This window comes from Rhizobium sp. M1 (genome assembly GCF_002531805.1).
In the GTDB taxonomy this organism is placed as follows: Bacteria; Pseudomonadota; Alphaproteobacteria; order Rhizobiales; family Rhizobiaceae; genus Rhizobium; species Rhizobium etli_C.
In genome coordinates this window covers 65,731-82,892 of the sequence record NZ_NWSW01000014.1, presented here as the reverse complement: position 1 = coordinate 82,892, position 17,162 = coordinate 65,731, and the positions used below count along the sequence as shown (strand labels likewise).

At 63.3% G+C, this 17,162-nt stretch carries 10 protein-coding genes; 3 read left to right on the top strand and 7 right to left on the bottom strand.

Annotation, left to right across the window (positions count from 1 at the left end):
• Positions 1-40: 40 nt before the first annotated feature.
• Together CO655_RS15175 and rpoH are read left to right on the top strand one after the other, a co-directional pair.
• Entirely contained in the window at positions 41-1,066 is a 1,026-nt protein-coding gene (locus CO655_RS15175) for an RluA family pseudouridine synthase (protein ID WP_097665333.1), read from the top strand.
• A gap of 189 nt (positions 1,067-1,255) precedes the next feature.
• The gene (rpoH, locus tag CO655_RS15170; RefSeq protein ID WP_012484996.1) at positions 1,256-2,164 is read left to right on the top strand and encodes an RNA polymerase sigma factor RpoH; all 909 of its coding nucleotides are present in this window, start codon (positions 1,256-1,258) and stop codon (positions 2,162-2,164) included.
• 347 nt (positions 2,165-2,511) lie between these two features.
• Here the strand turns inward: rpoH and CO655_RS15165 are convergent, their stop codons facing one another.
• Together CO655_RS15165 and CO655_RS15160 are read right to left on the bottom strand one after the other, a co-directional pair.
• Positions 2,512-5,016 carry a hypothetical protein gene (locus CO655_RS15165; protein WP_097665332.1) on the bottom strand — a complete coding sequence of 835 codons (2,505 nt, stop codon included), beginning with the start codon at positions 5,014-5,016 and terminating at the stop codon, positions 2,512-2,514.
• A 61-nt stretch (positions 5,017-5,077) separates the two neighbouring features.
• Entirely contained in the window at positions 5,078-6,376 is a 1,299-nt protein-coding gene (locus CO655_RS15160; RefSeq protein WP_097604164.1) for an adenylosuccinate synthase, read from the bottom strand.
• A 193-nt stretch (positions 6,377-6,569) separates the two neighbouring features.
• On the opposite strand from CO655_RS15160, the gene CO655_RS15155 reads away from it, so the two are divergent.
• The gene (locus tag CO655_RS15155) at positions 6,570-7,487 is read left to right on the top strand and encodes a DMT family transporter (RefSeq protein ID WP_097665331.1); all 918 of its coding nucleotides are present in this window, start codon (positions 6,570-6,572) and stop codon (positions 7,485-7,487) included.
• On the opposite strand, the gene CO655_RS15150 is transcribed toward CO655_RS15155, so the two are convergent.
• From CO655_RS15150 to CO655_RS15130, 5 genes are all read right to left on the bottom strand, one after another.
• Positions 7,484-8,332, bottom strand: coding sequence for a GNAT family N-acetyltransferase (locus CO655_RS15150; protein WP_097665330.1), 849 nt, complete (start codon positions 8,330-8,332; stop codon positions 7,484-7,486). The two genes, CO655_RS15155 and CO655_RS15150, sit on opposite strands and share 4 nt — an antisense overlap.
• Before the next feature lie 259 nt (positions 8,333-8,591).
• Entirely contained in the window at positions 8,592-10,409 is a 1,818-nt protein-coding gene (locus CO655_RS15145; RefSeq protein ID WP_097665383.1) for a GGDEF domain-containing phosphodiesterase, read from the bottom strand.
• A 131-nt stretch (positions 10,410-10,540) separates the two neighbouring features.
• Positions 10,541-12,325, bottom strand: coding sequence for an IlvD/Edd family dehydratase (locus CO655_RS15140; RefSeq protein WP_097665329.1), 1,785 nt, complete (start codon positions 12,323-12,325; stop codon positions 10,541-10,543).
• Between the two features lie 285 nt (positions 12,326-12,610).
• Positions 12,611-15,811 (bottom strand): multidrug efflux RND transporter permease subunit, encoded by a 3,201-nt coding sequence (locus CO655_RS15135; RefSeq protein ID WP_097665328.1) that lies wholly within the window; start codon positions 15,809-15,811, stop codon positions 12,611-12,613.
• A 138-nt stretch (positions 15,812-15,949) separates the two neighbouring features.
• Positions 15,950-17,140 carry an efflux RND transporter periplasmic adaptor subunit gene (locus tag CO655_RS15130; RefSeq protein ID WP_097604159.1) on the bottom strand — a complete coding sequence of 397 codons (1,191 nt, stop codon included), beginning with the start codon at positions 17,138-17,140 and terminating at the stop codon, positions 15,950-15,952.
• Positions 17,141-17,162 lie beyond the last annotated feature (22 nt).

Genomic DNA, 17,162 nt, shown 5'->3' with positions numbered 1-17,162 from the left:
TGTGCGTCCCGTTCTAAAAATACGTCGGAGAAGAAGCGTCTTGAGCGACCCCTTTAAACAAGCAGTGGGCATTAGAAAAGTCCTGACCGCCGATGAAACCGCGGAAGGCCGGCTCGACGCCTGGCTGACGGCACAGGTCGGCGAGGATTTTTCCCGCAGCCGCATCAAGGCGCTGATCAAGGACGGCCAGGTTTCGATGCGCGGCGAGCCCGTCACCGATCCGCAGCGCAAGGTGCGCGTCGGCGACAGTTTCGAGATCACCCTGCCCGAGCCGGAAGACCCGACGCCCCGGGGCGAGGATATTCCGCTCGATATCCTCTATGAGGACGATGACCTCATCGTCATATCGAAACCGGCCGGCCTGGTCGTCCATCCCGCCTCCGGCAACTGGACGGGAACGCTGGTCAACGCGCTGATCCATCATTGCGGCGCGACACTCTCCGGCATCGGCGGTGTGCGCCGCCCCGGCATCGTCCACCGTCTCGACAAGGACACGACGGGCGTCATGGTCGTCGCCAAGAACGACATTGCCCATCGCCATCTCTCGCTCCAGTTTGCCGATCATGGCCGCACCATGCCGCTGGAGCGGGCCTATCAGGCAATCGTCTGGGGCCGGCCCCGGTCACTGACAGGCACGGTCGACGCGCCGCTCGGCCGCGCCACCGGCGATCGCACCCGGCGCGCCGTCAAGCGCCCTGACAGCCATGACGCCGACGAGGCGATCACCCATTACGAGGTGATCGAGCGCTTTCATGAAACCCCGGACGCGACGGCGCTCGCCTCGCTGGTCGAGTGCCGCCTCGAAACCGGCCGCACCCATCAGATCCGTGTGCACATGGCTCATATCGGCCACCCGCTGCTCGGCGACACGGTCTACGGGGCTGGCTTCAGAACCAAGGCCAATCTGCTGCCCGAAGAGATCCGCAAGGTGGTAAACGGGTTCGACCGCCAGGCGCTGCATGCCTTCATGCTGCAATTCGAGCATCCCCGCACCGGCGAACTCATGCATTTCGAGGTACCGCTGCCCGAGGATATGGTGGAACTTGTCGAGGCACTGCGGAGTTAGAAAGGACTGCGGAATTCCGCCTTCCCCGTCTCACACCTGCGTGAGCGGCGCCTTGAACCGCCGTTTCGCCATACTTATCTGTATATGGACTTAGTGCGGGCTTGGTAGAAAGCCGCACGTCCCGGTTTGCCTTTCGACGCGGGGACGCGTTTTCATCGGGAACCGGAATTCACTTTAGGAGGGTGCACTATGGCCCGAAATACCTTGCCGTCCATTACCGCCGGCGAAGCCGGCCTCAATCGTTATCTCGACGAAATCCGCAAATTCCCGATGCTCGAACCGCAGCAGGAATATATGCTGGCCAAGCGTTATGCCGAGCACGGCGACCGCGACGCCGCCCACAAGCTCGTCACCAGCCATCTGCGCCTCGTTGCGAAGATCGCCATGGGTTATCGCGGCTACGGCCTGCCGATCGGCGAAGTCGTCTCCGAAGGCAATGTCGGCTTGATGCAGGCTGTCAAGAAATTCGATCCGGAGCGCGGCTTCCGCCTCGCGACCTATGCCATGTGGTGGATCAAGGCCTCGATACAGGAATATATCCTGCGGTCGTGGTCGCTGGTGAAGATGGGTACGACCGCAAACCAGAAGCGCCTGTTCTTCAACCTGCGCCGGCTGAAGGGCCGCATTCAGGCGATCGACGACGGCGACTTGAAGCCGGAGCACGTATCGGAAATCGCCACCAAGCTGAACGTCTCGGAGGAGGAGGTCATTTCGATGAACCGCCGTCTCTCCGGCGACGCCTCGCTGAACGCGCCGATCAAGGCGGCCGAAGGCGACAGCGGCCAATGGCAGGACTGGCTTGTGGACGATCACGACAGCCAGGAAGACGTGCTGATCGAACAGGACGAACTCGAAACCCGCCGGCGTATGCTGAGCAAGGCGATGAGCGTGCTGAACGAACGCGAGCGCCGCATCTTCGAGGCCCGCCGCCTCGCCGAGGAGCCGGTGACGCTGGAAGACCTGTCGGCCGAATTCGACATCAGCCGCGAACGCGTCCGCCAGATCGAGGTTCGCGCCTTCGAGAAGGTGCAGGACGCTGTCCGCAAGGAAGCCCTGGAACGCGCCAAAGCCGTCCGCGTCGTCGAAGCCACGGCCTGATACGGTTGATTTGAGAACTGCAGCGCCACCTCCCGATCGGAGGTGGCGTTTTTTGTTTCTACGGAGAGTGCTTGGGGAAGGACGTTGCGGCACGTCCTCTTCTCCCCAGCGGGGAGAAGATGCCAGCAGGCAGATGAGGGGGATGAGCGGCAAAGCCGCGAATGCACGTAGCGGAAGCGGAGGGCAACATGAAGGGCGTGCCATGCGGCCCCCTCATCCGACCCTTCGGACCACCTTCTCCCCGCTGGGGAGAAGTGAGGGAGCCAAGCCGCTTTCCTTGATTTCCGAAAATGATGCTTTCAACAAGGACGAGACGCTGCCACGGCCAGTGGCAGCTGCGAACCTCCTCACTGGCTCGTCGAGACATCCCCGAGCGCGGTCCATTCCTTGATGGCGGTATTGAAGGCGTCCGTTCCCGTGCCGCCCTTCTCCATCGTCAGCAGCGCGCGGCGACCGTTGCGGTAGGTGATCGGGATATCGATCCAGTTGCGGGTCGACATAAGGTCGAGATTGGCCTTGCGCGCATCGGGATAATCGTTGAGCGCGATCATGTGGAAATCGTCGGTGATCTTGGCCGGAACCGCAATCAGCGCGTCGCCGCGATCCTGCTCCGTGCGCTTCATCGAGATGCGCTGGACGCTGTCGATACTGCCGCCTTCAAAATTGGGCGGCACCGAGAAGACGATCTCGACAAGATGGCTTGCCGGCAGCGACGGATCGGAGTTGCGCTTGAAGGTGACGAGAGCCGAGAGATTACGCTCGGGAACGGTGATGTTGCCCTGGACTGTCGCTTCCTGCCGGCCACCCTGGCCGGCCTCGTGCTGCACGCTCCAGACGACCGTTCCCTCGATCGCCGTCGGCGAGCTCTGGCCGATACGCTCCTCGTAGAGGAACATCTTTTCCGACGACCCAACCGGGGCGGCCTGCTGCGGCGATGCCGCAGGACCGTTCGGCGTCAGCGTTTCCGGCCGGGCCGTATCACCTTGGGCGCTGGCAGCCGGCGTATCCGCAGCCGCGACATTCTGCTCGGCCACCGATTTCCCTTCGGCGGTCGGCGTTCCCGGCACAGCCGCCGGGCCGCTGTCGACTTCGCTTCCATCGGAAAGCAGCCGCTGGGTGAATTTGGAATTGGCCGCCGCACCGTCATTGTTCAATGACGCCAGTTGCTGGTTCGGCTCTGCCGATGCCGGCGGCGTATTCTGCGCTTCCGGGGTAGCTAGCTCGGCTGGCGTCGGCGTGCTCGGCTGAGCAGGCGTCTCGGGTTCCGCCGGCGTCGTTGCCGCCTCGTTCCTGGTGGACTGCGATGGTGCCGAGCTGACAAGCCCATCGACCATCGCCACCAGCGCCTCTCTGTTCGTCCAGCCGGCATAGACGCCGCCGCCGATCAGGATAAGCGCGAAGATCAGGGTGATCAGCGTGCCGATGCCGAAGCGGCGGCGCTTCGGCTCCATGCGGAAATTCTTGCCCTGCAGTTTGGCGGCGACGATCTGATCGATATCCATCGCCGGATTGGCGTCGTCATCGTCGGCGGCGACCGAGCCGCGCCGGTCATAACCACGCAGTGCCTTGGCTTCGCGCCATCCCTCGCCCGGCACGCCGGCAGCGGGCGCCGCCTTGCCGTCATGCACTTCAGCAAAGATATCGACATCGTCGAAATGCGAGGAAACCGGCGTCTTCTTGTTGCTGCCGGCCTCGATCGGCGGCAGATCGTCGAAGGCGGCCGTTTCCCAGGAGAAACTTTCCTTGGCAGCCGGCATGACGGCCGCGGGTGCTATCTTTTCGAGGCTCGATATCACCTCTTCGAAGGCGCGCGCCGAGGTGTCGGCGGCGGCCGGAGCGGTTTCCGAATATTGCCGGAGCTCCTCTTCCGCCCATTCGGTCTCGGCATCCTTCGGCGCCGGAGCCGGTGTTTCGGCGGCGGGTTCGGTCCAGACGGGGTCGAAATGCGCCGCCGCATCCGCCTGCAGCGGCTCCTCGCGGCTATGTTCGACGAATTCCTGCGCACGATCGAAATCGGCGACCGGCTCGACCAGCCGATTGGATGCATGCTCCAGGCCGCGTGTGACCGGCTGGAAAGATTCTATGGGCTCGTAAGCCGCCTCGGCCTTCGGCTCATCGCTTTCAACAGTCGCCGGTTCGGCCGCGACCTCTTCGGCTTCCGCGGGAGGCTGCTCATCGGCACGATCGTCGTCGGCTTGCTCGTAGCCATGCCCGGCAGGCGGCGATTCGAAGCCGTCATGGTCAGACGCCACCTCTTCGCCAGCGACCTCACGCGCCTCGCCGGCATGCCATTCCTCGGCCGGCGCCTCCTCCTCATGGGAGGGATGCCAGTATGATTCAACGGGCGCTTCCGTCTCGTTGGAAACAGGTGTTTCCACGAGCTCGGGCTCTGCAGGCTGGGGTTCCGCAGGCTCGGCTTCCTCTACTACGACCTCTTCCTGAGTTTCCTGCGGCGCGGCAGCTTCGACCTGATCGGACTCGTCGACGGCCTCTGCCGCCGGCGGTTCTGCATCGGCTTCCTCGGCCGGCTCGTCGACGGCCGGCTCTGACACAGGCGCCGGTTCGCTTTCACCGTGAGCCGCGTATTCCTCGACGAGCTCCGGCACAGTGACGGCCACAGCCGCCTCATCGAGCGACAGCGCCTCGGAGTGTTCACCCTCCACCTCGCGGATGGCGGCCTCGAGCTTTTCGAGCTGGCGTTGCAGCATGGCTTCCGGCGGACGCGGCTTCATGTTCTCGAGCTGCCGCTGCACCGCGCCGCGAGCACGTTCGTAGACCTTTACCCGCATCTCGGGGGTATTTTCGGCCAGGCCGTCGACGGCCCGCCGAATAACTGCAATAAAATCCGCCATCAGTACTTTCTCAAGAAGTCCGGCACTCTCCCGAACCTATCCTCCGCAGTGACCGGTGACCTTAATCCTCAAACGGATCGGTCACAAGTATGGTGTCGTCCCGCTCCGGGCTGGTGGACAGGAGCGCGACAGGCGCCCCGATCAGCTCTTCGACCTGGCGAACATATTTGATCGCCTGCGCCGGAAGATCTGCCCAACTGCGGGCGCCGACGGTCGATTCCTTCCAGCCCTCCAGCGTGATATAGATCGGTTCGACCCTAGCTTGCGCTCCCTGGCTTGCGGGAAGGTGATCAATCTGTTCGCCGTCGAGCATATAGCCGACGCAGATCTTCAGTTCCTCGAGGCCGTCGAGCACGTCGAGCTTGGTGAGCGCGATGCCGGTGATGCCGTTGGTGGCGACCGACTGGCGCACCAGCGCGGCGTCGAACCAGCCGCAGCGGCGCTTGCGCCCTGTCACGACGCCGAACTCATGACCCTTTTGGCCGAGAAACTCTCCGATCTCATCCTTCAGTTCCGTCGGGAACGGGCCTTCGCCGACGCGTGTCGTATAGGCCTTCGTGATGCCGAGAATATAACCCAGCGAACCCGGCCCCATGCCGGAGCCGGCCGCTGCCTGGCCAGCCACGGTGTTCGAGGAGGTGACGAAAGGATAGGTGCCGTGGTCGATATCGAGCAGGCTGCCCTGTGCACCTTCGAAGAGGATGCGGGCGCCCTTGCGGCGCTCCTTGTCGAGGAAAAGCCAGACGGTATCGCGGAACGGCAGTACCCGTTCGGCGACCGAGGTCAGTTCGTCCATGATCGTCTGGTGGCTGACTTCGGCGACACCGAGGCCGCGGCGAAGGGCATTGTGATGGGTGAGGATCCGATCGACCTTGCCGGGAAGGCTGTCGAGATCGGCAAGATCCATCACGCGGATCGCGCGGCGGCCGACCTTGTCTTCATAGGCCGGACCGATGCCGCGGCGCGTCGTACCGATCTTGGTGCCGCTGTTGGATGCCGCGTCCTCGCGCATCGCGTCCAGCTCCCGGTGCAGCGACAGGATGAGCGTCGCGTTGTCGGCCACGCGCAGATTGTCGGGGGTGATCGTCACACCCTGGCCGGCGAGCTTTTCGATCTCGGCGATCAGCGCATGCGGGTCGACGACGACGCCGTTGCCGATCACCGCCATCTTGCCCGGGCGCACGACGCCGGACGGCAGCAGCGAAAGCTTGTAGCTCGTGCCGTCGATGACGAGCGTATGGCCGGCATTGTGTCCGCCCTGATAGCGCACGACGATATCCGCGCGTTCCGAAAGCCAGTCGACAATCTTGCCTTTGCCTTCGTCACCCCATTGCGAACCGACCACGACTACGTTCGTCATCTAACTCTTCCTGTTACCGGCGCGGAACCGCGCACCTGCTCAAACCCGCGCATCTATAAAGCTTTGTTTTTGGGAAAGCGACCCTGTTGTCACAGGCGATTGGGCTTTTTACGTGACAAATCAGCAGTCGGCAGGCTATTTCCCCTGGGAAAACGCCGCTTGTTGATCATCAAAAGACGAGGAAGAAACGCTGTTGCAAGCCACGGCCTATATTTGCCTCGTCATCGCCACCCTCTGCTGGGGCGGCAATTCCGTCGCCGGCAAGCTCGCGGTCGGCCATGTCAGCCCGATGATGCTGACCTTCCTGCGCTGGTTCCTTGCCGTCGCGCTGATCGCCCTGATCTCGGTGCCGCAACTCAAAAAGGACTGGCCGGTCGCCAGGAAAAACCTGCCGCTGCTGCTGTGCTACGGCGCCATCGGCTACACGCTCTTCAACGCCATGCTTTACTCGGCGGTACAGTATACGACGGCGATCAATGTCGCCATCGAGCAGGCCGGCATTCCCATGCTGATCTTCCTGCTGAATTTCGTCTTCTTCCGCACCGGCATTTCGCTGGCGCAATGCCTCGGCTTCGGAATGACGCTGGTCGGCGTGGCGCTGACAGCGGCCCATGGCGACCTCGCCTCGCTGCTGCAGCTGCAGCTCAACCGGGGCGACGGGCTGATGCTGATCGCCATCGTCGCCTATTCGCTCTACACGATCTTCCTGCGCTGGAAACCGCGGGTCGACTGGCGAACGCTGATGGCCTTCCCGGCCTTTGCCGCCATGCTGACATCGCTGCCGCTGCTCCTCTGGGAGGCCGGCCGGGACGCGGCGCAATGGCCCGATCAGGCCGGCTGGGGCATCACTCTCTACACGGCGATCTTCCCCTCGCTGCTGGCGCAGATTCTTTACATCAAGGGCGTCGAGGCAATCGGCGCCAACCGGGCCGGCCTGTTCATCAATCTCGTGCCGGTATTCGGAACCCTGCTCTCCGTCGCTCTGGTCGGCGAGACGCTGCAGTCCTTCCACATGGTCGCGCTGGCCCTGACGCTCGGCGGCATCGCCATCGCCGAAAAAGGTCGTCCGAAAGCTTCGGCTCCAACGGTGCCCGCCTCACCGGTGGATTAGCCAAGCTCCAGCGTCGTCACGCCGAAGACGTGCTTCAATGGCGTGGCTGGCGCTGGCCCGCGATACATGCGCATGGTCTCGAACACCGGCTGAAGGCCCATGCCTTCGGCAAGCGCGATCGCCTCGCGGTTCTCGGCGGGAATATCGATGAAAACCGTTGCCCCTTTCGCCTCCGGGACCAGTTCGGCAAGCAATGCTGCGGCGCTATCGGCATCATTGGCAAAGAGCGGGCCGATCTTGTAGCCCTCGTAGCAGCGGCGGATCGTGCCGTAGCCACGGATTTTGTGGCTCTTCCGTACGACGGCGGTACGCCGTCCCTTGCGGCCGGTGCACCAGGCGGCAAGGAAGGCTTCCCGCGGCTGCGGAAAGATCGCCGAATCATAACGCAGCAGCCCTTCCAGGCGCGAATCCAGCACCGGATGCGCAACGAGCGTCGAAGCCGGCAGCGCGCTGGCGACGCCGCCATAGCGAATGGTGAGATAAGCCGGTTCGAAGCCGGCCCTGCGGTAGTTCTGCTGCTGGGCGGCAACGCCGTCGAGACCGATCGTCCGGCCTTCCGCCGTGGCGATCCCCGTTTGCCAGATCGCCTTGCCGTACCCCTTGCCGCGGAAATCGGGGTGGACGATGTAGAGGCCGAGAAAGGCAAAGCTGTCGCCATATTTGACGACCGAGATCGAGCCGACAGGGACTTCGCCGATGGCGCCGACGAAAAAACCCGTCGGATCAGCTTCGAGGAATGCCAGCGAATCGTCGAGGCCGGGATTCCATCCCTCCTGACGCGCCCATTCGAGCACGAGCTCCAATTCGCCGGGCCGCATCGAACGAACGGCAAATTCCGAATTCATGCGACCTTCCCAGATTGAATGTCCCGCAAGTCCATCCCGCCAACGGCAAAGCAATTGTCAGGTCACCGCTCCCCCGATCGCGGCTGCGAATGATGGAGAAGCCGCGCTGATGGTCTTGACGACGCGTATAATCATTTTCGATGCAATGCAGTAAGCTTTGTTTCCGCATTACCATGAAACAATGCCGTTGCAAGCTCAAGAAAATTACTTGCCGCCCGATTATCGTCCTTCCGGTGACGAGCAAGCAATTTCACCGACATTAGCCGCCTATCGCTGCCTTGTGTTTTCCGGCCCCGCCCGCCGCCGACGAGAACAGCAGGTCCGTCTCGGTTGCCGGCGCGGGATAGCCAAAGACATAGCCCTGCAGGCCGTCGCAGCCGAGCTGCGCCAGCACGGTGGCATGGGCCTCGGTCTCGATGCCCTCGGCGATCACCTCGACATCGAGCGCCTTGGCGATTTCGACGATCGACCCGACCACGCGCCGCTGCTCCTCCGAGCTGACGACCTCGGCAACGAGTTGCCGGTCGATCTTCAGCCGCTTCGGCCGCAGCTTGACGAGACCGATGAGCGAGGCGTGGCCCGATCCGAAATCGTCGATTTCGATGTCGATGCCCAGCTGTTTGATATCATTGATATGAGCGAGCAGCGTCTCGTCGCTGTCATCGAGGAAAATCGTCTCGACCAGCTCGAAGACGATTGCGCCGGGCGGAATGTCGAGTTTTTTCAGCTTGCCGAGCAGCGCCGGGTCGGCAAGACGCGACGCCGAAATGTTGACGGCGATGCGCGGAACCGCAAGGCCGTGCAACTGCCAGAACTGCCGATCCTCGAGAACACGTTTCAAGATCGCCGCATCGATCTCCGCCGCAAGCCCGTGCTCGTCGGCAATCTTCAGAAATATGCCCGGGGCGAGCACGCCCTTGTCAGGATGTTTCCAGCGCGCCAACGCCTCGAAGCCAATAACCTGCCGCGTTGTGGCGCAGAGCTGCACCTGATAATAGGGAATAATCTCGCCGCGCTCGAGCCCGAGCTTCAGCTCTTCGACCAGCCGACGCTTGGATCGCAGATCCTCCTGCAGTTGCCGCGTGAAGAATTCGATGCGGTTCCGCCCGAGCTGCTTGGCTTGGTAGAGCGCCAGGTCGGATTCGGCCAGCAGGTTGCGCGCCCGCCGATCACCGCTCCACGATACGCCGATCGACGCCCCGGATTGCAGCATCTCCTGGCCAAAGCGGATCTTTTTCCGCAGCCGCCGCTGAACATCCTCTGTGATCAGTTTCAGCTCGGCCAGATCGGTGAAATTGACCAGCACGACGACGAATTCGTCACCGCCGACGCGGGCGACCATGCCGTTTGCAGGAATGGCGGCGGCGATGCGAAGGGCTGCAGCCTTGAGCACGGCGTCGCCGGCCGCATGGCCGTGGCTGTCGTTGATCTGCTTGAACTGGTCGATATCGAGATGCAGCACGCCAAGCGTCGCAACGCTCCTGTCAGCCGGCAGCTCCGCCAGCCGCTTGTCGAGAAGGCGCCGGTTCGGCAAGCCGGTGAGATAATCGTGATCGGCGACATGCTCGATACGCGCGTTGCTTTCCTCGAGCGCCAGCGCCCTCGCCTCTGCCATCAGCTTTTGCCGTGCAAGCTCGGCGTTGAGCTGCACGTCGGCCGTCACATCCCACTCGGCGCCGATGAAGGAGGGCGCGCCCTCCGCATCCACATAAAAATGCGCCCGCGAGCGAAGATGCCGGATTTCGCCGCTCGGCAGCACGATCCGGAATTGCGAGTCATAGGCACCGCGCGCAGCGATGGCCTGGTCGAAATCACGTTCGGCCCGCTCGCGATCGTCGGGATGGATCGCATTCGACCAGAACCATACCGGCACTTGCCGGCATGTCTCGCCGGTCTCGTAGAGCCGGTGCATCTGTGCGTCCCATAAGATCCCGTCCTTGGCGATGCTGTGCTCCCAGACACCAATCCGGGATGCATCGAGAGCGAGTTCGAGCCGGCGCAGAAGATCCTGAAACTCTTGTTCGGATCGTGTGGCTTTATTTTCTGGCAACACGGCCTCAGCCTTCGAAGCTTGCATAATTGCAATATGGTCTTCGGCCGGCATTAAGGAAGCCTTGTCCTATGGACCGAACAAATGACGAGGTGAAATCTTCGTTACGGCTTTCCCCTTTTGGATCAACGGACTTGCGATCTGCCGCAACGAAAGGATCAGTGATTATGTCTCGGTGGTTTTTTCGCGATCTGGCGGAAGTCCGCTGCCCCTTCCAGAACGGCGCCGTCCGACAGCTGCGTGACGGAACGGCGGTAGATTTGCTGCCACGGCGTCGCATCCGCCGGCACCGGCGGAATGCCCTCGCCCTTGCGCCGTTCGATCTCGGCGTCATCCACCAGCATGTCGCAGCGCCCGTGGTTGAAGTCGATGCGGATCGTGTCGCCGCTGCGAAGCCAGGCGAGGCCGCCGCCGGCAGCGCTCTCCGGCGAAGCGTTGAGGATCGAGGGACTGTCCGCCGTGCCCGATTGACGGCCGTCGCCGATCGTCGGCAGGCTGCGGATGCCGCGCTTCAGAAGATGGTCCGGCGGCTGCATGTTCACAACCTCGGCCGAGCCCGGCCAGCCGAGCGGCCCGGCGCCGCGGATCACCAGGATGGTATTCTCGTCGATGCCGAGGGCGGGATCGTTGATGCGACGATGATAATCTTCCGACCCGTCGAAGACGACCACCTTGCCCTCAAAGATGCCTTCTCGCCCCGGCTCCTGAAGATAGCGCCGGCGGAAATCCTCTGAAACCACGCTCATCTTCATAATGGCGAAGTCGAAGAGATTGCCCTTGAGAACGAGGAAACCGGCGCGCTCCTTCAGCGGGTCGTCGAACGGCCGGATGACCTCGCGGTCGCTGGCCTCCCGCCCCTTCAGGTTCTCGGCCATCGTCCTGCCCGTCACCGTGCGACAGTCGCCGTCGAGTTTTCCCGCCTGCAGCAGCTCCCACATGATCGCCGGCGTACCGCCGGCGCGATGATAACGCTCGCCGAGATAGGCGCCGGCCGGTTGGACATTGGCCAGCAGCGGGATATCGAAGCCATGCACCTGCCAGTCGTCGGGATAGAGTTCGACGCCGGCATGCTTGGCCATCGCAGCCAGATGCGGCTGTGCATTGGTCGAGCCGCCGATCGCCGAATTGGTACGGATCGCATTGAGAAAGGCCGCCCGCGTCAGGATATCCGACGGCTTCAGATCCTCGAACACGATCTCGACGGCCCGCCGTCCGGTGCGGTAGGCCATCTGGCCGCGCTCTCGGTAAGCGGCCGGAATGGCGCCGCACCCGGTCAGCGACAGGCCGAGCGCCTCGGCCAGCGCATTCATCGTCGAAGCGGTGCCCATCGTATTGCAATGGCCGACGGATGGAGCCGAATCGAGCGCTGCCTGCAGAAACTCCTCCCGGTCGATTTCGCCCGCCGCATATTTCCGCCGCATCCGCCAGATCACCGTGCCGGAGCCCGCCAGTTCCCCCTCATGCCAGCCGTCGAGCATCGGCCCGCCGGAGAGCACGATAGCCGGAATATCGACCGTCGAGGCCGCCATGATCGCTGAAGGCGTGGTCTTGTCGCAGCCGGTGGTCAGCACCACGCCGTCGAGCGGATAGCCGTAAAGGATTTCGACGAGTCCGAGATAGGCGAGATTGCGGTCGAGCGCAGCCGTCGGGCGCTTGCAGTTCTCGAAGATTGGATGTGTGGGAAATTCCATCGGAATGCCGCCGGCATCGCGAATGCCGTCGCGCACGCGCTTGGCGAGTTCGATATGCACCCGATTGCAGGGTGTAAGGTCGCTGCCGCTCTGGGCAATCCCGATGATCGGCCTGCCGGAGCGCAACTCCTCCGGCGTGATGCCGTAATTCATGAAACGCTCGAGGTAGAGCGCCGCCATGTCGATGTGATCGGGATTGTCGAACCAATCCTGCGAACGCAGGCGGCGTTTCCTGGTTTGGCTGTCCGTCATTACCATCCTCCCGATCGGCCATACTCTCTTCGAAGTCGAGAAGCGGGTTCAGCCCATCCCACCATCTCCCGCAAGCGATCCGGCTTTGCCGGCATTGCCTATCCAGATGGCAGAGGTAAGGCCCGCGCCGATCCTCCCAGCTGCTCTCCGTCTTTGATAGTCCCCTCGCCCATGGTTGCAACCGTTTTGATGAACGTAACGCATTTTTGTCGGACGTCCGAAAACGATACGGGCGAGAACCGCAGTTCCCGCCCGATTTACTCGACAAAGGAAGGTTGAATTCCGTTATTCGGCCGCGAGCCTGATGACCTCGGCCTCTTCCTCCTTGTGCTCGTCCGGCTTGTGCTGAACGAGCGGGCGGTTGCCCGTCATCCGGCGCAGCAGCACGTAGAACACCGGCGTCATGAAGATGCCGAACAACGTCACCCCGATCATGCCGGAGAAGACCGCGACACCCATGGCGGCACGCATTTCCGCACCGGCGCCGGTCGAGACGACGAGCGGCACGACGCCCATGATGAAGGCCATGGAGGTCATGAGGATCGGGCGAAGGCGCAGCCGGCTGGCTTCGACCGCGGCCTCCCGCGGCGTTCTGCCCTCGAACTCCAGTTCACGGGCGAACTCGACGATGAGGATCGCGTTCTTCGCCGATAGACCGACAAGCACGACGAGGCCGATCTGGGTGAAGATATTGTTGTCTCCACCGGTGAGCCAGACACCCGTCAGCGCGGCCAGCACGCCCATCGGCACGATCATGATGATCGCAAGCGGCAGCGTCAGGCTTTCATACTGGGCGGCCAGCACCAGGAAGACGAGCAGCAGCGCCAGCGGGAAGACGACCACGCTCGAGTTGCCGGCCAGGATCTGCTGATAGGTCAGATCCGTCCACTCGAAGTCGATGCCCGCAGGCAGTGTCTCGCGAAGGATCTTCTCGATTGCCGCCTGCGCCTGGCCGGAGGAGAAGCCCGGCGCCGGACCGCCGTTGATGTCGGCGGCAAGGAAGCCATTATAGCGGTTGGCGCGCTCAGGACCGGTGCTCGGCTCCACCTTCAGGAGGGCCGAAAGCGGGATCATCTCACCCGATGCCGAACGAACCTTCAACTGGCCGATATCTTCCGGCTGGGCGCGGAATTTCGCATCGGCCTGCACCCGGACGCTGTAGGTGCGGCCGAAGGCGTTGAAGTCGTTCACATAGAGCGAACCGAGATAGATCTGCAGCGTCTGGAAGACGTCGGTGACGGAAACTCCGAGCTGCTCGGCCTTGGCGCGGTCGAGGTCAGCATAGAGTTGCGGCACGTTGATCTGGAAGCTCGAGAACAGCCCGGCAAGTTCAGGCGTCTGATAGGCTTTGGCGAGCACCGCCTTGGTTGCCTCGTCGAGCGCCTGGTTGCCGAGACCGGCGCGATCCTCGATCTGCAGCTTGAAACCGCCCGTCGTGCCGAGACCGTTGACCGGCGGCGGCGGGAACATGGCGATGAAGGCATCCTGGATGGCGCCGAACTTCTGGTTCAGCGCCATGGCGATGGCGCCACCCGAGAGATCGGGCGTCTTGCGCTCCTCGAAGTCCTTCAGCGTCACGAAGACGATGCCGGCATTGGAGGAATTGGTGAAGCCGTTGATCGACAGACCCGGGAAGGCGATCGCATTGGCGACGCCCGGCTGGGCGAGCGCGATGTCGGTCATCCGTTTGATGACGTTTTCCGTACGGTCGAGGCTTGCGGCATCCGGCAGCTGGGCAAAGCCGATCAGATACTGCTTGTCCTGCGACGGCACGAAGCCGCCCGGGACGGTGGTGAACATGCTGTAGGTCGCACCGACCAGCGCCAGATAGACCACCATGACGATGCTCTTGCGCGACACCAGCCCGCCCACACCCTTGCCGTAGGCGTTCGAGCCGGCGCCGAAGACACGGTTGAAGCCGCGGAAGAACCAGCCGAAGATGGCGTCCATGAACCGCGTCAGCCAATCCTTCGGCGCGTGGTGCCCCTTCAAGAGAAGAGCTGCGAGCGCCGGAGACAGGGTGAGCGAGTTGAAGGCCGAGATGACGGTCGAGATCGCGATCGTCAGCGCGAACTGGCGATAGAACTGACCCGACAGGCCGGAGATGAAGGCGAGCGGCACGAAGACCGCGACCAACACTAGCGCGATCGCCACGATCGGACCGGAGACCTCCTTCATCGCTTTGTAGGTCGCCGCCCGCGGCGACAGGCCGTGCTCGATGTTGCGCTCGACGTTTTCGACCACGACGATTGCGTCGTCGACAACGATGCCGATCGCGAGCACCAGCCCGAACAGACTGAGCGCGTTGATCGAGAAGCCGAAGACATACATGACCGCGAAGGTGCCGATGATCGAGACCGGAACCGCGATCAGCGGGATGATCGAAGCGCGCCATGTCTGCAGGAACAGGATGACGACGAGGACGACGAGTGCGACGGCTTCGAGCAGCGTATCGATGACCTTCTCGATCGAGGCGCGCACGAACTTCGTCGTATCGTAGACGATCTCGTATTTGACGCCTTCGGGCATGGCCAGCTGCAGCTGGTCCATGGTCGCGCGCACATTGTCGGCGATCTCGATCGCGTTCGAACCGGGCGCCTGAAGAACGGCGACGGCAACAGCCGGCTTGCCGTCGAGCAGCGAGCGCAGTGTATAGTCGGCGGCGCCGAGCTCGATGCGGGCGACGTCGCGAAGGCGGGTGATCTCGCCGTTGGCGCCCGTCTTCACGATAATGTTGCCGAACTCTTCGGGCGTGCGCAGGCGGCCCTGAGCGTTGACGTTGAGCTGCAGGTCGACGCCCGGCTGGCTGGGCGACGCGCCGATGATGCCGGCGGCGGCCTGGACGTTCTGCGAGCTGATGGCGTTGCTGATATCGCTGGCAGCGAGATCGTGCTCGGCGGCCTTCTGCGGATCGATCCAGACGCGCATCGAATAGTCGCCGGCGCCGAAAACCTGCACCTGGCCGACGCCCGGAATGCGGGCGAGCCGATCCTTGACGTTGAGGGTCGCGTAGTTGCGCAGATAGGTGATGTCGTGACTGTCGCCATCGGAGACGAGATTGACGACCATGATGAAGTCGGGCGAGCTCTTGACCGTGGTGATGCCCAGCGCACGGACTTCCGCTGGCAGGCGCGGCTCGGCTTGCGAAACGCGGTTCTGCACGAGCTGCTGCGCCTTGTCGGGATCGATGCCGAGCTTGAAGGTGACGGTCACGTTGAGCACGCCGTCCGACGTCGCCTGGCTCGACATGTAGAGCATGCCCTCGACGCCGTTGATCTGCTCCTCGAGCGGTGTCGCCACCGTTTCGGCGATGACCGACGGGTTGGCGCCGGGATAGGTGGCGCGCACGACAACCGATGGCGGCACGACTTCAGGATATTCGGAAATCGGCAGCGCCCTGAGGCCGATCAGGCCGGCAACCACGATGAGGACCGAAAGAACGCCGGCAAAAACCGGGCGATCGACAAAGAATCTGGAGATGTTCATATCAAAGCCCTCTCCGGGGTGAACATGGATGCAAAGTCCCTCTCCGGCGGCTTGGGAGCCACCGGCGGGTCATATCAATTCGAGCATGGGCCCTCCCCGGGCGAGGCATCGCCTTGCTCCGCCGGGGAGGGTGAAGTCTTACTGAGCGGTCGCGACCTTCTCTTCCATCTGCGGCACGACAACGGCGCCCGGACGGATGCGCTGCAGACCGTTGACGACGATCTTTTCGCCGGCATTTAGGCCGCTTTCGACCACCCGTTGACCGTCAGACAGCGTGCCGAGCTGCACCTGCCGATAGGCCACCTTGTTCTCGCCGTCGACGACGAAGACGAACTTCTTGTCCTGATCGGTGCCGACGGCACGATCGCTGATGACGATCTTGTTCTCGGCCTTCGGCTGGCCCATGCGCACCCGCACGAACTGGCCAGGGATCAGGCGCCCGCCCGGATTGTCGAAGACGGCGCGCACGCTGATTGTGCCGCTTGATGCATCGACCTCGTTGTCGATCAGCTGCAGCTTGCCCTTGATCGGAGTGCCGCTGTCGGCCAGGGTGCCGACCTCGACGGGGATTTGTTCGACCGGCGGCAGGGCGCTGTCCGTCTGCGGCAGCTGGGCAAGGGCACGCGTCACCATCTCTTCGCTGGCATTGAAGCTCGCATAGATCGGATCGACCGAAACGAGCGTCGTCAGTTCAGGCGAAGCCGAGCCGGCCGCAACCAGGTTGCCGGCGGTCACCTCGATCTTGCCGATGCGGCCCGACACCGGCGCCCGCACCTCAGTATAATCGAGATCGAGCTGGGCCGACTGCAATGCGGCCTGCGCCGAACGCAGTCCTGCCTGCGCCTCGGCCAGCGCGCTTTGGCGCTGATCGAGATCGCTCTGGGAGATGGTGCGGTTGTCGGAAAGCCGGCGGCCGCGATCGAGTTCGGTCTGCGCCAGGCTGACCTTCGCTTCGGCCGAGGCGACCTGGCCCTGCGCCTGCGCCACGCTCGCCTGATAGGGAGCCGGGTCGATGGTGAACAGCAGGTCGCCCTGCTTGACCAGCGCACCTTCGCGGAACGCCACCGACAGGATGGCGCCGGCGACGCGGGAACGAACCTGGACACGGTCGACGGCTTCGAGGCGGCCGGAGAAACTCTCCCAGGCCGTCACGTCGCGCGCCGCGACGACGGCAACCGTCACCGGCACAGCGGGAGGCTGCGCCGGGGCGGAAGCGGCCGTGGCGGTCGTGCTCATCGGCAGTTCGAAAAACAATGCAGCGCCGGAAACCGACGCAATAAGGCCCATGCCGGCGCCCACCAGGGCCCAGCGCTTGCTTCTGGACGTCATCAGTACTCTCCTTGCGGCCCCA

What these genes read in the sequence shown, in the direction of transcription:
- CO655_RS15150 (WP_097665330.1), bottom strand. Translation starts at nt 8,332, where the DNA reads ATGAATTCGGAATTTGCCGTTCGTTCGATGCGGCCCGGCGAATTGGAG.
- CO655_RS15145 (WP_097665383.1), bottom strand. Translation starts at nt 10,409, where the DNA reads ATGCAAGCTTCGAAGGCTGAGGCCGTGTTGCCAGAAAATAAAGCCACA.
- CO655_RS15130 (WP_097604159.1), bottom strand. Translation starts at nt 17,140, where the DNA reads ATGACGTCCAGAAGCAAGCGCTGGGCCCTGGTGGGCGCCGGCATGGGC.
- CO655_RS15135 (WP_097665328.1), bottom strand. Translation starts at nt 15,811, where the DNA reads ATGAACATCTCCAGATTCTTTGTCGATCGCCCGGTTTTTGCCGGCGTT.
- CO655_RS15140 (WP_097665329.1), bottom strand. Translation starts at nt 12,325, where the DNA reads ATGACGGACAGCCAAACCAGGAAACGCCGCCTGCGTTCGCAGGATTGG.
- rpoH (WP_012484996.1), top strand. Translation starts at nt 1,256, where the DNA reads ATGGCCCGAAATACCTTGCCGTCCATTACCGCCGGCGAAGCCGGCCTC.
- CO655_RS15165 (WP_097665332.1), bottom strand. Translation starts at nt 5,016, where the DNA reads ATGGCGGATTTTATTGCAGTTATTCGGCGGGCCGTCGACGGCCTGGCC.
- CO655_RS15160 (WP_097604164.1), bottom strand. Translation starts at nt 6,376, where the DNA reads ATGACGAACGTAGTCGTGGTCGGTTCGCAATGGGGTGACGAAGGCAAA.